The sequence below is a fragment of the Bradyrhizobium sp. BRP23 genome (genome assembly GCF_020194135.1).
Classification (GTDB): Bacteria; Pseudomonadota; Alphaproteobacteria; order Rhizobiales; family Xanthobacteraceae; genus Bradyrhizobium; species Bradyrhizobium yuanmingense.
Map to the genome: position 1 here is coordinate 305,915 of NZ_JADYVW010000001.1, position 18,351 is coordinate 324,265.

The 18,351-nt window shown below is 63.0% G+C and carries 17 protein-coding genes; 6 read left to right on the top strand and 11 right to left on the bottom strand.

Features of this window, described 5'->3' with window-relative positions:
* Positions 1–61: 61 nt before the first annotated feature.
* From I6F24_RS01400 to I6F24_RS01415, 4 genes are all read right to left on the bottom strand, one after another.
* A complete protein-coding gene (locus tag I6F24_RS01400) occupies positions 62–1,384 on the bottom strand; it encodes a hypothetical protein (RefSeq protein ID WP_225149861.1) in 1,323 nt (440 codons plus the stop codon).
* 11 nt (positions 1,385–1,395) lie between these two features.
* Positions 1,396–3,417: a S8 family peptidase gene (locus tag I6F24_RS01405; protein WP_225149862.1), complete on the bottom strand. Its 2,022-nt coding sequence runs from the start codon at positions 3,415–3,417 to the stop codon at positions 1,396–1,398.
* 11 nt (positions 3,418–3,428) lie between these two features.
* Positions 3,429–4,562, bottom strand: coding sequence for a patatin-like phospholipase family protein (locus I6F24_RS01410; protein WP_109144373.1), 1,134 nt, complete (start codon positions 4,560–4,562; stop codon positions 3,429–3,431).
* Between the two features lie 137 nt (positions 4,563–4,699).
* The gene (locus I6F24_RS01415; RefSeq protein ID WP_036042979.1) at positions 4,700–5,209 is read right to left on the bottom strand and encodes a YcgN family cysteine cluster protein; all 510 of its coding nucleotides are present in this window, start codon (positions 5,207–5,209) and stop codon (positions 4,700–4,702) included.
* A gap of 293 nt (positions 5,210–5,502) precedes the next feature.
* On the opposite strand from I6F24_RS01415, the gene I6F24_RS01420 reads away from it, so the two are divergent.
* The 4 genes from I6F24_RS01420 (at position 5,503) to I6F24_RS01435 (ending at position 9,964) form a co-directional block, all read left to right on the top strand.
* Positions 5,503–7,791 carry a PBP1A family penicillin-binding protein gene (locus I6F24_RS01420; RefSeq protein WP_036005842.1) on the top strand — a complete coding sequence of 763 codons (2,289 nt, stop codon included), beginning with the start codon at positions 5,503–5,505 and terminating at the stop codon, positions 7,789–7,791.
* Positions 7,792–7,801: 10 nt separating this feature from the next.
* A complete protein-coding gene (locus tag I6F24_RS01425) occupies positions 7,802–8,380 on the top strand; it encodes a DUF1214 domain-containing protein (protein WP_036005844.1) in 579 nt (192 codons plus the stop codon).
* A complete protein-coding gene (locus I6F24_RS01430; protein ID WP_036005846.1) occupies positions 8,377–8,961 on the top strand; it encodes a DUF1254 domain-containing protein in 585 nt (194 codons plus the stop codon). Before I6F24_RS01425 ends, I6F24_RS01430 begins: the two co-directional genes overlap by 4 nt.
* Positions 8,962–9,181: 220 nt before the next feature.
* Complete coding sequence (locus I6F24_RS01435) at positions 9,182–9,964, top strand: sulfite exporter TauE/SafE family protein (RefSeq protein WP_036005848.1); 783 nt, start codon at positions 9,182–9,184, stop codon at positions 9,962–9,964.
* Positions 9,965–10,133: 169 nt separating this feature from the next.
* Here I6F24_RS01435 and I6F24_RS01440 read toward each other — a convergent pair whose 3' ends face one another.
* Genes I6F24_RS01440 through I6F24_RS01460 form a run of 5 tightly spaced genes read right to left on the bottom strand, consistent with a single transcriptional unit; the run spans position 10,134 to position 14,542 of the window.
* Positions 10,134–10,892, bottom strand: a complete 759-nt coding sequence (locus tag I6F24_RS01440; RefSeq protein ID WP_036023225.1) for an amino acid ABC transporter ATP-binding protein — start codon at positions 10,890–10,892, stop codon at positions 10,134–10,136.
* Between the two features lie 37 nt (positions 10,893–10,929).
* Entirely contained in the window at positions 10,930–11,625 is a 696-nt protein-coding gene (locus I6F24_RS01445; RefSeq protein WP_036005852.1) for an amino acid ABC transporter permease, read from the bottom strand.
* Entirely contained in the window at positions 11,622–12,416 is a 795-nt protein-coding gene (locus I6F24_RS01450) for an amino acid ABC transporter permease (RefSeq protein ID WP_225149863.1), read from the bottom strand. The genes I6F24_RS01445 and I6F24_RS01450 overlap by 4 nt, the downstream gene beginning before the upstream one ends.
* A 49-nt stretch (positions 12,417–12,465) precedes the next feature.
* A complete protein-coding gene (locus I6F24_RS01455) occupies positions 12,466–13,359 on the bottom strand; it encodes an amino acid ABC transporter substrate-binding protein (protein WP_036023221.1) in 894 nt (297 codons plus the stop codon).
* Positions 13,360–13,381: 22 nt separating this feature from the next.
* Positions 13,382–14,542: an aminotransferase class V-fold PLP-dependent enzyme gene (locus I6F24_RS01460; protein WP_109145870.1), complete on the bottom strand. Its 1,161-nt coding sequence runs from the start codon at positions 14,540–14,542 to the stop codon at positions 13,382–13,384.
* A gap of 170 nt (positions 14,543–14,712) precedes the next feature.
* Here I6F24_RS01460 and I6F24_RS01465 point away from each other — a divergent pair, with 170 nt between their 5' ends.
* Positions 14,713–15,513, top strand: a complete 801-nt coding sequence (locus I6F24_RS01465; protein ID WP_036005860.1) for an IclR family transcriptional regulator — start codon at positions 14,713–14,715, stop codon at positions 15,511–15,513.
* A gap of 66 nt (positions 15,514–15,579) precedes the next feature.
* On the opposite strand, the gene I6F24_RS01470 is transcribed toward I6F24_RS01465, so the two are convergent.
* Positions 15,580–15,774, bottom strand: coding sequence for a hypothetical protein (locus I6F24_RS01470; protein WP_225111727.1), 195 nt, complete (start codon positions 15,772–15,774; stop codon positions 15,580–15,582).
* Between the two features lie 164 nt (positions 15,775–15,938).
* Positions 15,939–16,823 carry a DUF1259 domain-containing protein gene (locus tag I6F24_RS01475; RefSeq protein WP_036023215.1) on the bottom strand — a complete coding sequence of 295 codons (885 nt, stop codon included), beginning with the start codon at positions 16,821–16,823 and terminating at the stop codon, positions 15,939–15,941.
* A 447-nt stretch (positions 16,824–17,270) separates the two neighbouring features.
* On the opposite strand from I6F24_RS01475, the gene I6F24_RS01480 reads away from it, so the two are divergent.
* Positions 17,271–18,350, top strand: coding sequence for a Cj0069 family protein (locus I6F24_RS01480; protein ID WP_225149864.1), 1,080 nt, complete (start codon positions 17,271–17,273; stop codon positions 18,348–18,350).
* Position 18,351: the final 1 nt, after the last annotated feature.

The window sequence follows — 18,351 nt, forward strand, 5'->3', positions numbered from 1 at the left end:
ATCGACAGGCGGAGCGACGCCGTATTGAGGTACTACTTGGAGCCTGAGCGCCCCCAGCCCACTAAAGCTCGATCGGGTCCAGCAAGTTGATCAGATGCGGTTTGCCGGGATCAACGATGACCACTTTCTTGCCGAACTTGGGATTGGTCCGGAACAGAGCGCCGAGGCTGTGCTTTTCCGGCGACCAATTTTCTCGAACCGGCTTCTTGGTTGCCGGATTTTTTTTCTTGCGCGCCTTCTCCTTCGCCTGCTCCTTTTCCCAGTCGGCTTGGCGCTCTATATCGATCTCGTCAATCGGGTAAGTTAGGTGGATCGTGTATTCGGCGTCGACGCCCCGTGCTTTCAGCAGCATTTCCAGGGTCGCTCGTTCGGGGTTACCGTGCTCGCCATCGCCTGAGAAGACGTAGTGATCGGCAGGCAGACGTTCGAAGAAGATCGTCTCCATATTGTTGTCGCTGCCGTGGTGCGGCACCTTGAGAAGATTGACGTGGCGCGTCTTTCCGGGGGCGAGCAACCTGGCTAGCTCAAGTCCCTCCAAGACCTTGTCGCCACGCGCGTCGCCGGTCAGCAGCATGCTCTTGCCGCCCATTTCAGCCAAAACGACGATGCTGGAGAGATTGGGCACCGACTTGTCGACGAATGCCGCCAGCATTGCTTCCGGGCTTTTCTTCCCCTGCTTTTGCTCCCGCAGCCATTTATCGTGGGCCTCCTGAAGGGCCATCAATTCCGGCTGCATCGGTCCGGCCACGGTCATCTTGAGGCCGCCATCCAACGTCACCGCTTCCGTATCCTCGGTTGCGACGATCAGCTCGCCGTCGAATTTGTGGTTCAGTTTCCATTGCCGACGTGCCGGCGACCGACGTTGCAAGACTTCCCGATCATCACGCAATTGACGGCCTTGCGAAATGCCGGCGAGAACATCCACCGTCTGATGCACCTCTTCCTCGTCGGACTCTTCGTCGGGCTCAATTGCGTCAAAATCCGGCCTGCGCGCAGTGCCTGCCTCGAATGGCGCCGGCCCAAATCCGGACAACAGTTCTTCAGGCGCAGTCGTAAGCAGATCGTCAAAGCTGTTGTGCCACAGGCTGGCGACCTTGAGACGGAGATCGGGACTGTTGCCCAGCTGATCCGCCGTTAGTTCGAGAATGCCCCTGATGTGATCGTCGTCGATATGACTGATCATCACAACGTCTATCGGCAAGGGATCATTCGGCTCCAATTCGCGCGAACGGTGAATCTGCACGATTCTCGGCGCCAGATGTGGCTTATAGACCTTGGCAGGTCCTCCATCGATCAGCATCAGATGCGGATCGTCAGCTGTTCCGAAATGAAGGATCAGGCAATCGCCCTTGCGGGCACGCAAGACGTCAAGGCTAAAATGCATCGCATTCCTCCTCAGATCGATTGAAGAGCCCGCAACACGTCGAGCATGCCGTGCCCCTGAAAGCTGCGCTCGCGGCCAAGATCCGTCGCGCTCTCGCACAGGATGCGTTTGACCCGACGCGGCTGCCCGATCAGCTCTTCGTATCGGGCGAGCAGCATCGCCGCGGCTCCACTGACCATGGGAGCCGCCATGCTGGTGCCCGATTCCGGAGCCCAATCATCATTCGGAACGGTCGATAGAATTCGCTCACCGGGCGCGACGAGATCCGGCTTCGCGCGGCCATCGCCGGTTGGACCGCGGCTCGAGAAGAAGCTGATTCCGTATGTATGCGGCCAATTCCCGTGGGTCGATCCAACCGTGATGACGCCCTCGGCGTTTCCTGGATCGGTAATACTGAAGGCGGCGTAATTTTCGAACGGACCGTCCTTCGTTTCGAATTTCTGAAAGCCGCGATTGCCCGCTGCGGCCACGACCACCACTCCGCTTTCGACCAAACGCTCGCATTCGTTGCAAATCGGCGTCCGCCCACATGCAAAATTGCGCACGTTATGGGGAATTGAGAGGCTGAGATTCGCGCCGTGAATCATGATGTAGTTGTGCCGCTCGTTGACGTAACGGATGTACTGCATGGCAGCGATAACGGCGAACTCGGTCTCCTCCAGGCTCGCACCCAGCACGCGGAAATCGTACAGTCCGATGTCCGGGCACATGCCGCCAGCGTATTTGCCGTCCTTCTGGTCCGCTCCGATGATTCCGGCAACGTGGGTCCCGTGCGAACTGGGCAGCTTTTCAGACTTGTCGTTTGGATCCGGCCTCTTGACCGTGATTAGCCTTTCGACGGTCGCCCAGTTGATGGGGCGCTCCTTCTCGAAGTCTTCGGCAATCTTCTCTAGATTGACGTCCACCTCGGCTTCAGCGAGCCCGGACGTTCGGATCAGCTTTTCGCGGGTTTGAGCATCGACGTCACCCGTCTCACTGCTAACGATCTCGCGAATATTCGTGAAGTCGAAGATTTTCCTGACACGCGACGTCGGCTTCTCGCCGGACGTCATGAACGCGTCGTGATTGTTTTGAATACCGGAATCAAGAACTGCCCAAACGATGTTCTTGCACTGGACGTTGAACAGCGACCTCGCAGCGTCGGCCTTGACCGCTGGCACCGACCGATCGAGCGCGGGAACGGCCGATCGGTTGAGCGATACCTGGAAAATACAAGTTGGTCTCTCTTCCGCCGGCTCGCTCCTGGTATCGACGCCGTCGTTCTGCTGCCGAGCATTCTCGTCCGCTTTGACTACTTCATAAAGTGCGAACATGCCGGAGAGAATCTCGTCAGCATAGTCCCGGTATCGTTCCAATGCCTGCTCAAAGGTCAGTGGCTCCAGTGGTTCGTCCCAACCGACGGGACGTTCCAGCTTGCAAATCCAGTAGATCAATCCGGCGAGCGCGATATACCTTTGGAGCGACGTGGCATTGTCCAATGTGCGTTCGCGCAGCGCGTTGGATCTCTTCGGCCCTTGCTGGAGCAGCTTTTTGATCGTCCCCTCATTATCGCCGGCATCCACGCCTTCGATCCTTTCGGCCACCTTCGGCTCGCGCCACCATTGTGTCCGCGGCACGAGGATGCGCAGCACTTGGTCGAAATAGAGCCGCGCACCGACGAGCCCCTGCAAATAGGCGACCTTGGCCTTTGTTGGAGGCCGGCCAGGCGGCGCAGATTCGACCGGCACTTTCAGCGCGCCTGCGATGGTACGGGCCACGCTCACCGCGGTCGCATTCTTGTGCGGCGTAATCAGAACGTCCTGGGCGATGCCCGGATCGAGAGCGTAAGCCGCCCAGACATCGCCGAGCAGCGGCGAGTCCTGCAGCACGCGCCTGTCGTCGCGGGGACCCAGGAGGATATGTTCGACCACTTCGGGCGGAACAGAGAACTGCTTGGGTCTTCCGTCGGCCGAGACCGGCCAAGTCGGCCCGCGGCTCTTGGGTGTGCCGCTTTGCGGTTTTGCACGCCGCTTACGCCCCTTGTCGTCCGCCATTGTCGTCTTCCTCAGACACCAGACTGCGGATAGGGAAAGGCGGGCGGCGGCCCGACCGCCGCGAGATGCTTGCGCAGGGCTGCATCACACACGGCGTAGCCCCAGTTGATCAGTCTTTCCTGCGTCGTCGCGTCCAACCGCTTCAGACGTGTCGGCACTTCCGCAAGTTGCAATGTACGCTCGAAAGGACACGGCAGAGCATCGGCCAGCCCGTAATTCGCGATGTCGGTGCGGATGCCCCAGTAGGCGCCCTTGCGCGTTCCCGATTTGAAGGAGTCGATGACCTGGCGCTTGCGCAGCGAACGCACCTGATTGTCGATCAGATTGAGGATCCGGTAGGAATGCCGCGGCCAATCCGTCTCCGGCTCCTCCTCAGCCTCGATCTTGCCGCCGGCGTCGCTGACCAGAACGGTCTGGTGGCGCTTCCATGCGGTCTCAAGGCCGAGATTGTCGTAGACGCCGCCATCGCTGAGAACGACGCGCGTTGTAAATGGAGGCCGCTGCAGGTCGAGCCCGGTACCGGGCACGAAATCGCTGTCCTTGAGGCGCAATTCGAAGGGAGAGAGGACCGGAGGAAAAGCTGAGGACGCCGCCACGGCTTGCGCCAGCAGAATTTCTGGATTCTTCACCTCGCCGACGCGGTAGTCGCGCATATAGGGCTTCATGAAGCGCCAGAGCGCGCCTGACTGCACGTTCGTCGCATTGATCACGAAGCGCGGCTCGTCAGGCATATCCTGCAGAGTCTTGCCGCGAAACAGGTGATCGTCATACGCCTCGGCAATCCGATCGCCGATGCTGCCTGGTAACAGCGCGCCCAGGATGACCGACTCGGCATCGATTGTGATGCCGGCGAAGGCGCGCAACGGCGCGACGAATTTCGGAATGAAATCGCTGTCGACGCTGTCGGGTGTGAAGCTGAGGCCCGGCCATGCCAGCGCCAACATGCCGGCAGTGATCGACCCGCCGGAAACGCTCGATATGCGCCTGACGTTCTTCAGCAGTCCTGTTTCATATAGGCGCCACAGGACGCCGACATGAAACACCATCGCGCGATATCCTCCGCCGGAAAGGCAGAGCGCAGTGGTTGGTTTCAGCGGCTTGTTCTCGTCGTCGGTCGGTATCGGGTGAACCGGATCGGTAATCATGGGGCCCCCGAAAATCCTAGGGTACCTTCAGCAATTCAAAACAACCTGAATATAGCCATAGCAGAATCTACAACCAGCTTAGCACCTCAACCCCTGAATGTGAAGCGCATCTGCATGCGACCGCTGCGCACAGCTGTTCAAGGTCGCTTCTTCAGGCGCGCTCGCTTCGGCAAGGTCGCCGGCCATTGCACGATGTGGTCCTCGAGCTCCTCGTCCGGGACCTCCTCCTCGCTGCCCTCGACGCGGCCGCGCACGGAGACGCCGGCTTCGTGCACGGTGTTGGGGTCACCCGAAACCAGCGGATGCCACCAATAGAGGTCGCGCCCTTCGGCGACGAGCTTGTAGCCGCAGCTCGGCGGCAGCCAGTTCAGGGTGCGGACATTGGCCGGGGTCAGGCGGACGCAGTCCGGAACCTTGTCGGAACGATTCGGATAGTCCTTGCAGGCGCAGCTCGTCCCGTCGAGCAGCTTGCAGCCGATATGGGTGAAGTAGATCTGCCCGGTATCCTCGTCTTCGAGCTTGTTCAGGCAGCAGCGGCCGCAGCCGTCGCACAGGCTTTCCCACTCGCGCTCCGACATCTGTTCCAACGTCTTGGTTTTCCAGAAGAATCCTTCCTGGCCTTGAGATCGTTTGGGAGCTGCGGTCATGCGCCTCAACAACAGTTCGAAAGAGCTACGGCAACGCCATCTAGGGCGCGCGGCGGCAATGGTGCAAGCGAGGCCCCTTTGAGGCCCGTAATGAACCGGGGGTCAATTAGGCCTGTTGTTCAAAATAGCGAGCGTGGCCATTGGTTTATGAGCCCCGCTCGGCTAGAAGGAACAGCAAGTCCCTCGGATGCTGGCCGGGCGCCTTGGGTTTGCCGCAACATACCCGCAAGACGTCTCGATGCCGCCCCGGCCGGGTGCTTGAACGCTTTCGAAGCAAGCCGCAAGGGTTCTAGGTGCGCCAGATCATACCACCGCATTGGAAGCAGAGGATCCGGAATTTCTTCCTGGATCTCGATGCGCGCATCGACTCCTCGCTGTTCTCCTCGGCCAAGGGCATCCGCGAGCTCTACGAGCGCTACTCGACCTTCATGGACCGCTTCTATGTCGGGCGGTGGAAGCGCTGGGTGTTCATCGAGCCATTCTCGGAGGCCGCAACCCTCGGGCTTGGCGGCCTCGTCGTGATGCTCGCCCTCGCCATCCCGGCCTTCCGCGAGACCGCGGACGAGGACTGGCTGAAGAAGTCCGACCTCGCGGTGAGCTTCCTCGACCGCTACGGCAACCCGATCGGCAGCCGCGGCATCAAGCACAACGACTCCATTCCGCTGGAAGACTTTCCGGACGTGCTGATCAAGGCGACGCTGGCGACCGAGGACCGCCGCTTCTACGAGCATTTCGGCATCGACATCGCCGGCACCGCGCGCGCGCTCGTCACCAACGCGCAAGCCGGCGGCGTGCGCCAGGGCGGCTCCTCGATCACCCAGCAGCTCGCCAAGAACCTGTTCCTGAGCAACGAGCGCACCATCGAACGCAAGGTCAACGAGGCCTTCCTCGCGATCTGGCTGGAATGGCGCCTGACCAAGAACGAGATCCTCAAGCTCTATCTCGACCGCGCCTATATGGGCGGCGGCACCTTCGGCGTCGACGGCGCGGCGCATTTCTACTTCAACAAGTCCGCGCGCGACGTGACGCTGGCGGAAGCGGCGATGCTCGCCGGCCTGTTCAAGGCGCCGACCAAGTACGCCCCGCACATCAACCTGCCCGCCGCCCGCGCGCGCGCCAACGTCGTGCTGGACAACCTCGTCGATGCCGGCTTCATGACCGAGGGCCAGGTGTTCGGCGCCCGCCGCAACCCGGCCTTCGCGGTCGACCGCCGCGACGAGGCCTCGCCGAACTATTATCTCGACTACGCCTTCGACGAGATGCGCAAGCTGGTCGATACCTTCCCGAAGTCCTACACCGAGCGCGTCTTCGTGGTGCGCACCGCGATCGATGCCAACGTGCAGAAGGCGGCCGAAGACGCTGTCGAGAACCAGCTGCGCCAGTTCGGCCGCGACTATCACGCGACGCAGGCCGCGACCGTCGTCGCCGATCTCGACGGCGGCATCCGCGCGATGGTCGGCGGCCGCGACTACGGCGCCAGCCAGTTCAACCGCGCCACCGACGCCTATCGCCAGCCCGGCTCCTCGTTCAAGCCCTACGTCTACACCACCGCGCTGCTGAACGGCTACACGCCCAACTCGATCGTGGTCGACGGCCCGGTCTGCATCGGCAATTGGTGCCCGCAGAATTATGGCCATTCCTATTCCGGCTCGGTGACGCTGACGCAGGCGATCACCCGTTCGATCAACGTCGTGCCGGTGAAGCTGTCGATCGAGATCGGCCGGAAGAACGAGCCCAAGACGCAGAACCCCGCCAAGGTCGGCCGCGCCAAGATCGTCGAGGTCGCGCGCCGCTTCGGCATCAAGGCGCCGCTGCCCGACACGCCGTCGCTGCCGATCGGCTCGGACGAGGTCAACGTGCTCGAGCACGCGGTCGCATACGCGACCTTCCCCAATCGCGGCAAGGCGGTGACGCCGCATGCGGTGCTGGAAGTGCGCACCGGCGCGGGCGACCTGGTCTGGCGCTGGGACCGCGACGGCCCGAAGCCGCGGCAGGCGATCCCGGCTTCCGTCGCCGCCGACATGTCCGGCATGATGAGCCACGTCGTCAGCGAAGGCACCGCACGGCGCGCCGCGCTGGACGGCATTCCGACCGCGGGCAAGACCGGCACGACCAATGCCTATCGCGACGCCTGGTTCGTCGGCTTCACCGGCAATTTCACCTGCGCGGTGTGGTACGGCAACGACGATTACTCGCCGACCAACCGCATGACCGGCGGCTCGCTGCCGGCGCAGACCTGGCACGACATCATGCTCGTGGCGCATCAGGGCGTGGAGGTCCGGGAGATTCCCGGCATCGGCATGGGCCAGAAGCTGCCGCCGCAGCATGTGAGCAACGCGCAGGCCAACGCGGCGCCGAAGGTGCTGGAGACCAAGCCCGGTCCGCCGCCGGTGCTGACCAAGCGCGGCGCGGACATCCTGGTGCGGGTCGAGAAGCTGCTGGATGATGCGGCCAAGGCCGCGAACAAATCGACGGCGAATGACAGCAAGCCGGCCAGGCCGTCCTCGTCGACGAGCGCGCTCGCCTTCCCGCAGAACTATGCGGAAGACAACGCCAACACCTCTGCCCCGCGCAAGAACTGATCGAAAGCAAGTGCGGCTGATCCTGACCACATTGACGGCGCTTCTTCTCGCGACGGTCGTCGGCGTCGGCGCGACGTGGATGACCACGACGCGCGGCACCGAGATCGGCGCGCTGACCATCGGCCCCTGGACCGCACGGCCGCGCACCGGCACCGCCGACGTCGATCCCTATTCGCGCGCCACCATCGTCCGCAACGGCGAGCTGCCGATCGGCACCGGCGACGGTGTCGCCTTCACCGCCACCACCGACGACAGGAAGAAGGCGCTCGACGGCCGCTGCGACGTGGTCGTCTCCGGCGTGACGCCGCCGGCGCGGTTCTGGACGCTGACGCTCTACGACCGCAAGGGCCATCTCGTCGCCAATTCGCTGCAGCGCTACGGCTTCACCAGCCAGGAGATCGTGCGCTCCTCCGACGGCTCGTTCGAGATCCGGATCGCCTCGCGCTCGCGCGCCGGCAATTGGCTGCCGACCGGCGGCATCGAGCGCTACGCCTTGATGCTGCGTCTCTACGACACGCCGGTCGGCGTTGGAACGCGCACCCAGCGCGATGCGCCGATGCCGAGCATCACTACGGTGGGCTGCTCATGATCCGGCTCGTCTTCACCGTCGTCGCCGGCGTGGTGCTGGGCCTCGTGGTCCATCTCGTCAGCGTGCTGGCGCTGCCGCGGATTGCCACGCAGGATGCCTATTCGCGGCTGACGCCGATGACCAGGGTGAACGCCGTCACCCAGCTTCCGCTCGCCGATCCCAACAATTCGCCGATGCCGTTCATGGATCCGGCCTTCGCGCTGGCGATCTGTCGTTATGATCTGTCTGGCGGGCCGATCAAGCTCACCGTGCCGGTGAGCCAGGCCTACACCTCGGTGTCGTTCTACACCCGCAACGAGATCGCCTATTACGCCATCAACGACCGCTCCGCGGGCCGCAAGGTGATCGAGCTCGACCTGATGACGGAAGCGCAGCATAGCGAGCTGCCGGAGGACGAAGAGGTCACCGCGGCCGACCGCCTGATCATCGATTCCCCGACCACGACCGGCCTGATCCTGATGAAGGCGCTCGCGCCCGAGCCCGGCTTGATGCAGCAGGCGCAAGGCTCGCTCCAGGCTGCGACCTGCGCCCCGCAGACCGAGCCGCCGGCCAAGGCCGAGGCACCGCGCAGCCGGCGGTGAGCGCGGCCGCCAACAAAAAGTGCGAAAACAACCCCATGCACAGTAGCGGGGCGTTGAAATCATTACGCTCTTCCGCCGACCGCAACGATACCGCCGGGGACGCGTGCGTACCTTTGACTCGTCGGGCAAAACAGGGGCATACTGGCATCATCGAGAGTTGATCACACCCGCACGGAGCCGTCCGTCGCGGGTGTTGTCTTTGGCGCATCTTTCCGTGTCCATGCGAAACAATCCTGCCGCGTTCGGCTCGGGCACAATCATCGGCACTCTGGGCGGCTTGATCGGTCTCGGCGGTGCAGAATTTCGGCTGCCCCTGCTCATCAGCCTGTTCGGATTTCGCGGCCTCGAGGCCGTGATTCTGAACAAGGCGACGAGCCTGATCGTGGTGGCGAGCGCACTGCCGTTTCGCGCACGCGCCGTTCCGTTCGCGGAGATACATGCCCATTGGCCGATCATCCTGAACCTGCTGGCGGGCAGCCTCGTCGGCGCCTATGCGGGGGCATCCTGGGCGACGCGTCTGGAGTCCGGGACGCTGTACAGGATCATTGCCGTCCTGCTGCTCCTGATCGCCGGCATGCTTCTGTTCGCACATGGCAACGAGGCGGCAACCCCACCGGCGCTGACAGGCGTGAGCCTGATCGTCGCGGGCATAGCAGCGGGCTTTGCGATCGGGATCGTGGCATCGTTGCTCGGCGTTGCCGGAGGGGAATTCCTGATCCCCACCCTGATCTTGTTGTTCGGCGCGGACGTGAAGCTCGCGGGCAGCCTCTCGCTCGCGGTGAGCCTGCCGACCATGCTGGTGGGATTTGCGCGCTATAGTCGCGACCAGAGCTTTTCGGTGCTCCGCGCGAATTGGCAGTTCATGCTTGCAATGGCCATCGGGTCGGTCGTCGGGACATTCATAGGCGGCCTGCTTCTCGGCGTCGTCCCGAATTCGATTCTTCTGCCGGGATTGGCCGTGATCCTGGTCATTTCGGCGGTGAGAATCTGGCGGCATGAGTAGGCTGGTTCGAAACAATGCCGCAACCGGCGATGCGCCCTCGATCGGTTCGCAGATCGAGACGGATCGCTAGAGCATGATCCGGAAAAGTGTGAAGCGGTTTTCCGAAAAGATCATGCTTCAAAACAATAACCTAATGCGCGATGACGATTCATCCTAATCGCATCGCGCTTTAATGGATGATCTGGCCGAGGAAATCCCTCGCCCGCTCCGTCCTCGGCGCGCGGAAGAAGGTTTCGGGATCGGCTTCCTCGACGATCGAGCCGCGATCCATGAACACCACCCGGTCCGCGATCTCGCGGGCAAAGCCCATCTCGTGCGTGACGCAGACCATGGTCATGCCGTCTTTCGCGAGCTCCACCATGGTGTCGAGCACCTCCTTGACCATCTCCGGGTCGAGCGCCGAGGTCGGCTCGTCGAACAGCATGATCTTCGGCTGCATGCACAGCGCCCGCGCGATGGCGACGCGCTGCTGCTGGCCGCCGGAGAGCTGCCCCGGATATTTGTTCGCCTGGTCGTGGATGCGCACCTTGCGGAGCAGACCGATCGCGCGCTCATGCGCATCAGTGCGGGACAGGCCCCGCACCTTCATCGGCGCCAGCATGCAATTCTCGACGACCGAGAGGTGCGGAAACAGGTTGAAGCTCTGGAACACCATGCCGACCTCGCGACGAACGCCGTTGACGTCGGTCATCCGGTCCGACAGCTCGATGCCGTCGACGACGATGCGCCCCGCATCGTGCTTTTCGATGTGGTTGATGCAGCGGATCAAGGTCGACTTGCCCGAGCCGGAGGGGCCGCACAGCACGATCTTCTCGCCGACCGCGACCGTGAGATTGACGTCGTTCAGGGCCGTGAAATGGCCGAACCGCTTCACCAAATTTTCAACGGTGACGATGGACGCCCGATTCCCCTCAGCGAACTCAAGCATTTTTCCTCTCCAAAGACTGGGATGACCGTGCGCAGCGCTAGCGGCGTAGTCCCGCGATCGCATATCGCTTGCGCAAGGACGCTACGCATTGCGATGCCGCCGAACTGATCGCGAGGTAGACCACCGCAATCACCAGATACATCTCGACCAGACGGCCATTGAGCTGCGCCAGCTTCGAGGCTGCGCCAAGCAGATCGGTGAGCGAGAGCACGTAGACCAGCGAGGTATCCTGGAACAGGATGATGGTCTGGCTCAGGATGATCGGGCTGGCGACGCGAAGCACCTGCGGCAGGATCACGGCGCGATAGGTATCGAAGGTCGACAATGCGAGGGCCTGACAGGCCTCGAACTGACCCCGGTTCACGGCGCGCAATCCGACGCGGATGATCTCCGAGTAATAGGCCGCCTCGAAAAGGCCGAAGGTGATGAAGGCGGTCCAGGTGGCGCCGATCGGGACCGGTCGCCCGCTTCCGCCGAGATGACCGAGCACGATCGGCACCAGGAAGAAGAACCAGAACAGGACCAGGATCAGCGGGATCGAGCGCATCAGGGCGACATAGCCGCGCACGAGCTTGCCGAGCACGGGCACTTCGAAGTGCTGCACGAGGGCCAGGCAGGTGCCGAGGACCAGGCCGACCACGAAAGCAACGGCGGTCAGCGCCAGGGAAAACAGCAGGCCCGACCAGAGGTAAGGCCACGCCTGAAGCACAACGGAGAAATCGAGGCTGGTCACTTCACGACCTCCATCGCGTCAGGCAGGGAATCAAGCGGTTGGATGGCGTGCGTCGCGCCGGGCTTGACTGCATCGTCCGCAGGGCTCGTCCCCGGAATGCGCACGGCCCTGTCGATCAACGCCATCCCCTGATAGGCGATGAGCGCCAGCGCGAGGTAGACAAGCGTCGCGGCGCCGAAAGCGGTGAAGGTCTGGAATGTCGCTTCGCTGATCTGGCGGGCCTGCGCCGTCAGCTCCATCAGCCCGATCGTGAGCGCGACCGAGGTGTTCTTGTAGATGCCCATCACCTCGCTGGTCAGGCTCGGAATGATCAGGCGCAGCGCCTGCGGCACGATGACGTAGCGATAGGTCGGATACCTGCTGAGCCCGAGCGCGCTTGCCGCTTCGACCTGACCTTTCGGCAGGGCCTCGATCCCGGCACGCACCTGTTCGGCGATCCGGGCGGCGGTGTAGAGACCGAGGCACACCAGTGCCGGAAAGAACGATCCCCAGGGTGGCGGAATCTGCTTGATGGCGTTCCCGAGCGAGGCGGGAAGAATCTCCGGCAGGACGAAGTACCAGAGAAACATCTGCACCAGCACGGGGATGTTGCGGAAGATCTCCACATAGAGGCGGGCAAGTGCCGCGACGGCTCGGTTCTGCACAGTGCGGCCGATGCCGACGACGATCCCGACCGCGAAGGCAATCCACCAGCCGAAGAACGCCAGCGCGAGGGTCCAGCCGAGGCCCGACACGAGCCAGTCGATATAGCGCTGGCCGTCTGCGGTCTGTTCAAGAAGCACTGCAAACATGGCGAACCTCAGGGCTCGGTTTGCGGGACACTCTCCGCCGACGTCGCAATTAGTCCACCGCGTCGCTGGGACGCGCGATCCGTTCCGTGAGCTCGACCGTCAGCGGAAACGCCAGGTTCTCGTTCTTGGGCGGAATTGGCCTGGTGAACCATTTGGCGTAGGTCTTTTCGAACTGGCCCGATGCCATCTGCTTCGACAGAACGTCGTCGACCAGCGCCTTGAAGCCGGTATCGCCCTTCGTGAACATCAGGCCATAATAGATCTTGGCGTAACCCTCGGGGAGAAATATCAGCGCATCCGGCTTCGGAGCTGCGGCCTTGAGGCCGGCGAGCAGAATGTCGTCCTCCATGAACGCGGCCGCGCGGCCGGTGTTCAGCATCAGGAAGGATTCGGCATGGTCCTTTGCCTGGACGATGTTGAAGCCGAGCTGCTCCTTCGCATTCACGCCTTGCGCGAAGCCGACGGCATTCGAGCCCTGGGTGACGACGATGGTTTTGCCCTTGAGATCGCCGGCCGTCTTCAGGCCGCTATCCGCTTTGACCAGCCAGCGCGGCTGACTGACGAAGGTGGCGACGGAAAACGAGACCTGCTCCTGCCGCTTCCTGTCGTTGGCCGTGCCGCCGCACTCGATGTCGACGGTGCCGCTCTGGATCAGCGGGATGCGATTGGACGAGTTCACCGGAACGTAATTGACTTTGAGATTGGGTAAGGCGGTCTCCGCCTTGATGCGCTCGACGATGGCCGCGCAGAGGTCGAGCGAGAACCCGATCGGCTTCTGGTCGGGACCGAGATAGGAGAACGGGATCGAGGCCTCGCGATGACCGATGGTGATGGCGCCGTTCGACTTGATCCTGGCCAGCGTGGGGCTGTCGGCGGCAGAAGCGGCGCTGCCGAGGCCGCCAATGACCGACAGAATGCTCAAGACACATGCAAACTTCGTCATGTACGTCTCCTTGCTGGACAGCCTATGCGGCTCTCGATGATGGCTTCACGCCGCGCCGCTGGATGACCTCGATCAGGCGGTCTACGTCGGCAATCGTGTTGAACATCCCGAACGACACGCGAATGCCGTCCCGCTCCGGAGACACGCGGACGTTATTCTCCTCGAAATGGCCGAGCCATTCGGCCGCGGGCAGCGCAATGACGTAGATGTGCGGCGCGCGATGCTGCCGCGCGCGAGGGCCGACCAGGCGAACGCCCAGCACATCGAGCCGGGCGATGAGATGATCGCCGAGATCGAAACAATGGTTCTGGATGTTCTCGACGCCCAGCGCTTCGATCATGTCGAGCGAGGCATCGAGGGCATGGATCGCCGGAAGATTGAAATTGCCGAGCTCGAAGCGGCGCGCGCTCGGGGCCGGATCGAGCCTGTCAGGCCGGGCGATCAGATCGGCCGGGACTTCAGCGAGGCTCGCAGCCGCAAGATAGGTCGGCTCGAGCTCAGCCCTCGACTTGTCCCAATAGAGCAGGCCCAGCCCTTGCGGCACGAGCAGCCCCTTATGGCTGCCCGAACCGATGAAGGTCGCGCGCATGGCTTTCGCATCGATTGGCACGACACCGATCGCCTGCATCACGTCGACGACGAAATGGAGCCCCTTCTCCGCGCAGAGGGCGCCGATGCTTTCGATGTCGAAACGATGGCCGGCATGGAATGTCACCTGCGAGATCGAGATCGCCCTCGTGCTCGCATCGATGTAGGGACGAAGACTGTCGGCGTTCACGATCTCCGTCATCGGCACGAATGCGACGGTCACACCCTTGCGCCGCAGATTGAGGAACGCGTAGGCGTTGTTCGGATGATCGCCGTGGATCATCAGGACCTTGTCACCGGCGCGCAGCGGCAGCGCATTCGCGGCGATGTTCATGCTTTCCGAGGTGTTCTTGGTGAAGGCGATCCCGTCGCCCGATACGCCGAGAAACCGCGCCAGCTTTTCGCGCGTCTGCTCGACGCGATCGAGCCAGACGCTCTTCGGGCCGGCGGTCTCGAGACCTTCGCTCAGAAAACGATCGATCGCCGCTTTGACGGGGCGCGCAAGCGGCGTCTGGAAGCCGGAATCGAGATAGGTGATCCGCTCGGCAGCCGGAAACTCCCTCCGCACGGCATCGACGTCGTAATGGCCTGACATCCCGATCTCCTGAAGCACTTCCCCGGTGGCTCGCACTGCACAAATCCTGTTCACCACCGAGCAGCGCCAACGATATGGGCACGACACAAAAGTGCCTATACAAATTTTCATATTCCAGTATATTTCATTCCGAAAAATGATAATTTGTACTTCGGGTGGAGACTGGCGAAATGCAGCAGCCGAGTACCGACGGGCCATTGGACCGCGCCTTCGCGATCATTGGCTATGTCGCCAGCCAGACCAGAGCAGCCTCGGTCGCGGACATCGCCGCTGCGCTGTCCCTGCCGCTGCCGACTGCGCATCGGCTCATCGGAAATCTGGAGCAGCGCGGGCTGCTTCAGAAAGCCGTGGGAACGAAGCGGTACGTGGTCGGCAATCAAATGGTCACGCTGTCGGCCCGCGTCATCGGCGCAGCTTTCCGTACCGCCCGCCGGCACGCGGTGCTCCGCGCCGTCGCCGCCGAAATCGGCGAGCAATGCGAGATCGGCGTCGTGCGGGACAACGTCGTTGCTTACGTCGACAGCGTCCGCGTATCGCAACCTCAAGGCCTGCAATTCAATCCCGGCGAAGCGGCCCCGCTCCACTGCACGTCGACCGGCAAGATCTACATGAGCCGGCTGCCGGAACGCGCGCGCGAGAAGCTGTGCCACGCGCTCACGCTGACGCGATACACCGAAACCACGATCGTGGACGTCGAGCACCTGATGAAGGTGCTCGATGAGACCCGCAAGCGCGGCTGGGCCAAGACCAATGAAGAATATGTGCGAGGCGTGGTCGGCTGTGCCGTTCCCATCCTCTCACCGGATCGCGAGCTGATCGCGTGCCTGGGTGTGTCTGTTCCCGTGGCACGGGTGAGCTTCACCGAGCTGGATCGGTTCATAGCTCCCCTGCAGAAGGCTGCTGCGCTGCTATCGGAGACGATCCTCGCGGACAATGAGGACGGCGTAAGCGAAGCCGTGTCGGCAAGCTGATGCTGCTCGAACGTCGTCCACAATCACCGAGATTGTCCTCGCCCTGCAAGCCGGATCAGGCCTTGGTCAATATCTCGGGCGGTGCGACTTCGCCCACTCGCGGGCATGTGCGATGGGCTCTTGCGGCGGCAGGATGGCGCGCAGCTTCTGTATCGCCGGCTGGCTCTCCATGGGTCCCGCCATCGACAGAAGGCCGGAAATTTCGGACCCTGCCGGCGCTGTTCCTGCAGGAGCGTCGTCAAAATTCAGGCTCTCGGCCATGGCGTTTCCTCCCATCAGCACAGCCAGCATAGGCGGCCAGGACGAGACCGGCCCGTGCCGACGCCCGCGACGCAAAGGCCAAAGCGGCGCGCATCGTCGGCTGCCCCAACACGTCAGACATTCAATCATTGAAACGCCTCACGGTGCATTTTCTGTGCCTTGGATCAGCTCTTGGTGCTGGCGGTCTTGTCGATCGCCGCGCGCAAGCCTTCAGCAAGCTTGATCGCGTCGTCATTGGCCCAGAAGTGCATGAAGAAGAGTCGCGGCTGTTCGTTCAGCATATGGCTGTGCAGCGCCGTCACCTCGATGCCATGCGTCCGCAGCGCCGCGATGACTGGATTCACCTCGTCGCTGGTCAGCACGAAATCGCCGGTGATGGCGGCCTTGCCGCCGCCGGTCGGCTGGAAATTGATGGCGGTCGCGACGCCCATTGGACCGACGGGGGTTAGCAGCATGCCGTTCTCCGTGATCGGGTCGCGCCGTTTCACATTGAACTGGTAGACGCCGCCATTGCCCTGCCCCTTGACGCCGATGATCTGATCGAGCTTTGCGGTGTCGAGATCGATAGAGGGCGGATTCCCGGCTGCGGCGACCGTCAGGGGCGTCTTGCTTTCGGCGAGCGCATCACGGATTGCCGACGCCAGCTTGATAGGGTCGCCGTGTCCGGCGACGTGCATGTAGAATGTCGCCGGGCTTGCGCGCAGCAGATGGTTGTGCACGGCGGTAATCTCGAGACCGCTCGCCATCATCTTAGCCATCACTGGATTGATCTCGGTCTCAAGCAGCACGAGGTCACCCATGACCATGGTTCCGCCATGCGCAGGCTTGAACGCCAGCCAGCCGCCAAGCGCCAGCGCCGGCTTGATCGTGACGCCATCCAACGTCACGGTGAGATCGGTGCGCGGGAAGCCGTAGCGATGGACATCGTCCGCAACGGTTGGCTTGCGGCCCAGTGCCTCATCGACCTTTTGCCAGTCGATGCCCTGCGCGTGAGCGTTCGTGATGAAGCAGGCAGCGACGCCGATCAGTGCCGAAACCGTCTTATGCATGGATCAGCTCCCTTGAGCTCTGGGTGTGTCCCTGCCCCAATCGGATAAGTGAGGCCGCTCCGGCCGTTCCGCCACACACAGCGGACTCGCCGCGGAGGCGCATGCCATGGCGGTTCGGATGCCGGCAAGCCGAGAGGGTCGTGGAATGGAGTTGCGGTGTGTGAACATGCTGCGCCCTTGGTGATCAGGACGCGATGCTTGGGCATGTCGCCTCGCGGGGAGATCGCACATCCCCGTCGCGCTGACTAAAAACCCGCAGGGCAGAACTGTCAACCGGCGCACGGCCGCGTCACGTCACGAAGAGTTCACCCTTTGAAGGAACCCGCCAGCCGCCATCTTGAAACGACGAGGCGGTTTCACATACATTGTCGGCGTGGGGACGATGCAGACTCCCCGTGAGACCCAGGTCCAAGCTCTGCGCAGCACGCAAATCCGTGGAGCTTGCGCATGGACACCGAACGTCACCCCTCTCCCCGCCAGACTATAGCCATCCTCTCGCGCGGCGACGCGGCCGCGCGGCGCGAGGCGACGGCGCAGAACAGCCGCTTCGTCCGCGTCTTCGAAGCGCTCGCCGCCGCTGGCATCGACGCCTTCCCAGTGATCTATGACGAGAGCTTTGCGGGCGCGGTCCGCGACCAATTGCTTGCAGCCGACGGCGTGCTGGTCTGGGTCGATCCGATCCAGCAGGGCAAGACCCGCGCCGAGCTCGACGCCCTGCTGCGCGACGTCGCGGCGCAAGGGCCATGGGTGAGCGCGCATCCGGACATCATTCTGAAGATGGGCGTCAAGGAGGTGCTCTACCGGACACGGCATCTGGGCTGGGGCGCCGACACGCACCGCTATGACACCGCCATAAGCTTCCGCAGCCAGTTTCCGGCGCGCCTTCGTGCCAGCGGCCCGCGCGTGCTGAAGCAGAACCGCGGCAATGGCGGCCAGGGGGTCTGGAAGGTTGAGGCCCTGCCCGATACCGAAGGCATGGTTCGCGTGCTGCATGCGCAGCGCGGCAGCACGCCGGAGGACATGCCGATCGATGCGCTGCTCGCACGGTGCGAGCCCTATTTCGGTTGGGGCGGCTGCATCATCGACCAGGCGTTTCATCCGCGCCTGCCCGACGGCATGATCCGCTGCTACATGAGCGGCGCCAAAGTCGCAGGCTTCGGACACCAGAAGATCAAGGCGCTGATCCCGCCGCCGCCGGAGGGACCGGAGGCGCCTGAGGCGCAGCCCGGGCCGCGTATCATGCACGGGCCTGATGCTCCGCCATTCCAGGCGCTGCGCGGAGCGATGGAGGACGAATGGACGCCGCAGATGATGGCAACGCTCGGCATCGATGAGTCGTCATTGCCGGTGATCTGGGATGCGGACTTCCTGTACGGGCCGAAAGATGCGGCCGGCGCAGACACCTACGTGCTCTGCGAGATCAACGCGAGCTCGTGCTTTGCGATCCCCGAGGAGGCGCCGGCTGCGATCGCGCGGACGGTGAAGCAACGGCTGATGCGGACTGAACGCACAGAGGCCCGAACATAGC

What these genes read in the sequence shown, in the direction of transcription:
- I6F24_RS01400 (WP_225149861.1), bottom strand. Translation starts at nt 1,384, where the DNA reads ATGCATTTTAGCCTTGACGTCTTGCGTGCCCGCAAGGGCGATTGCCTG.
- I6F24_RS01405 (WP_225149862.1), bottom strand. Translation starts at nt 3,417, where the DNA reads ATGGCGGACGACAAGGGGCGTAAGCGGCGTGCAAAACCGCAAAGCGGC.
- I6F24_RS01410 (WP_109144373.1), bottom strand. Translation starts at nt 4,562, where the DNA reads ATGATTACCGATCCGGTTCACCCGATACCGACCGACGACGAGAACAAG.
- I6F24_RS01415 (WP_036042979.1), bottom strand. Translation starts at nt 5,209, where the DNA reads ATGACCGCAGCTCCCAAACGATCTCAAGGCCAGGAAGGATTCTTCTGG.
- I6F24_RS01430 (WP_036005846.1), top strand. Translation starts at nt 8,377, where the DNA reads ATGATCCGGCTCGTCTTCACCGTCGTCGCCGGCGTGGTGCTGGGCCTC.
- I6F24_RS01435 (WP_036005848.1), top strand. Translation starts at nt 9,182, where the DNA reads ATGCGAAACAATCCTGCCGCGTTCGGCTCGGGCACAATCATCGGCACT.
- I6F24_RS01440 (WP_036023225.1), bottom strand. Translation starts at nt 10,892, where the DNA reads ATGCTTGAGTTCGCTGAGGGGAATCGGGCGTCCATCGTCACCGTTGAA.
- I6F24_RS01450 (WP_225149863.1), bottom strand. Translation starts at nt 12,416, where the DNA reads ATGTTTGCAGTGCTTCTTGAACAGACCGCAGACGGCCAGCGCTATATC.
- I6F24_RS01455 (WP_036023221.1), bottom strand. Translation starts at nt 13,359, where the DNA reads ATGACGAAGTTTGCATGTGTCTTGAGCATTCTGTCGGTCATTGGCGGC.
- I6F24_RS01460 (WP_109145870.1), bottom strand. Translation starts at nt 14,542, where the DNA reads ATGTCAGGCCATTACGACGTCGATGCCGTGCGGAGGGAGTTTCCGGCT.
- I6F24_RS01465 (WP_036005860.1), top strand. Translation starts at nt 14,713, where the DNA reads ATGCAGCAGCCGAGTACCGACGGGCCATTGGACCGCGCCTTCGCGATC.
- I6F24_RS01470 (WP_225111727.1), bottom strand. Translation starts at nt 15,774, where the DNA reads ATGGCCGAGAGCCTGAATTTTGACGACGCTCCTGCAGGAACAGCGCCG.
- I6F24_RS01475 (WP_036023215.1), bottom strand. Translation starts at nt 16,823, where the DNA reads ATGCATAAGACGGTTTCGGCACTGATCGGCGTCGCTGCCTGCTTCATC.
- I6F24_RS01480 (WP_225149864.1), top strand. Translation starts at nt 17,271, where the DNA reads ATGGACACCGAACGTCACCCCTCTCCCCGCCAGACTATAGCCATCCTC.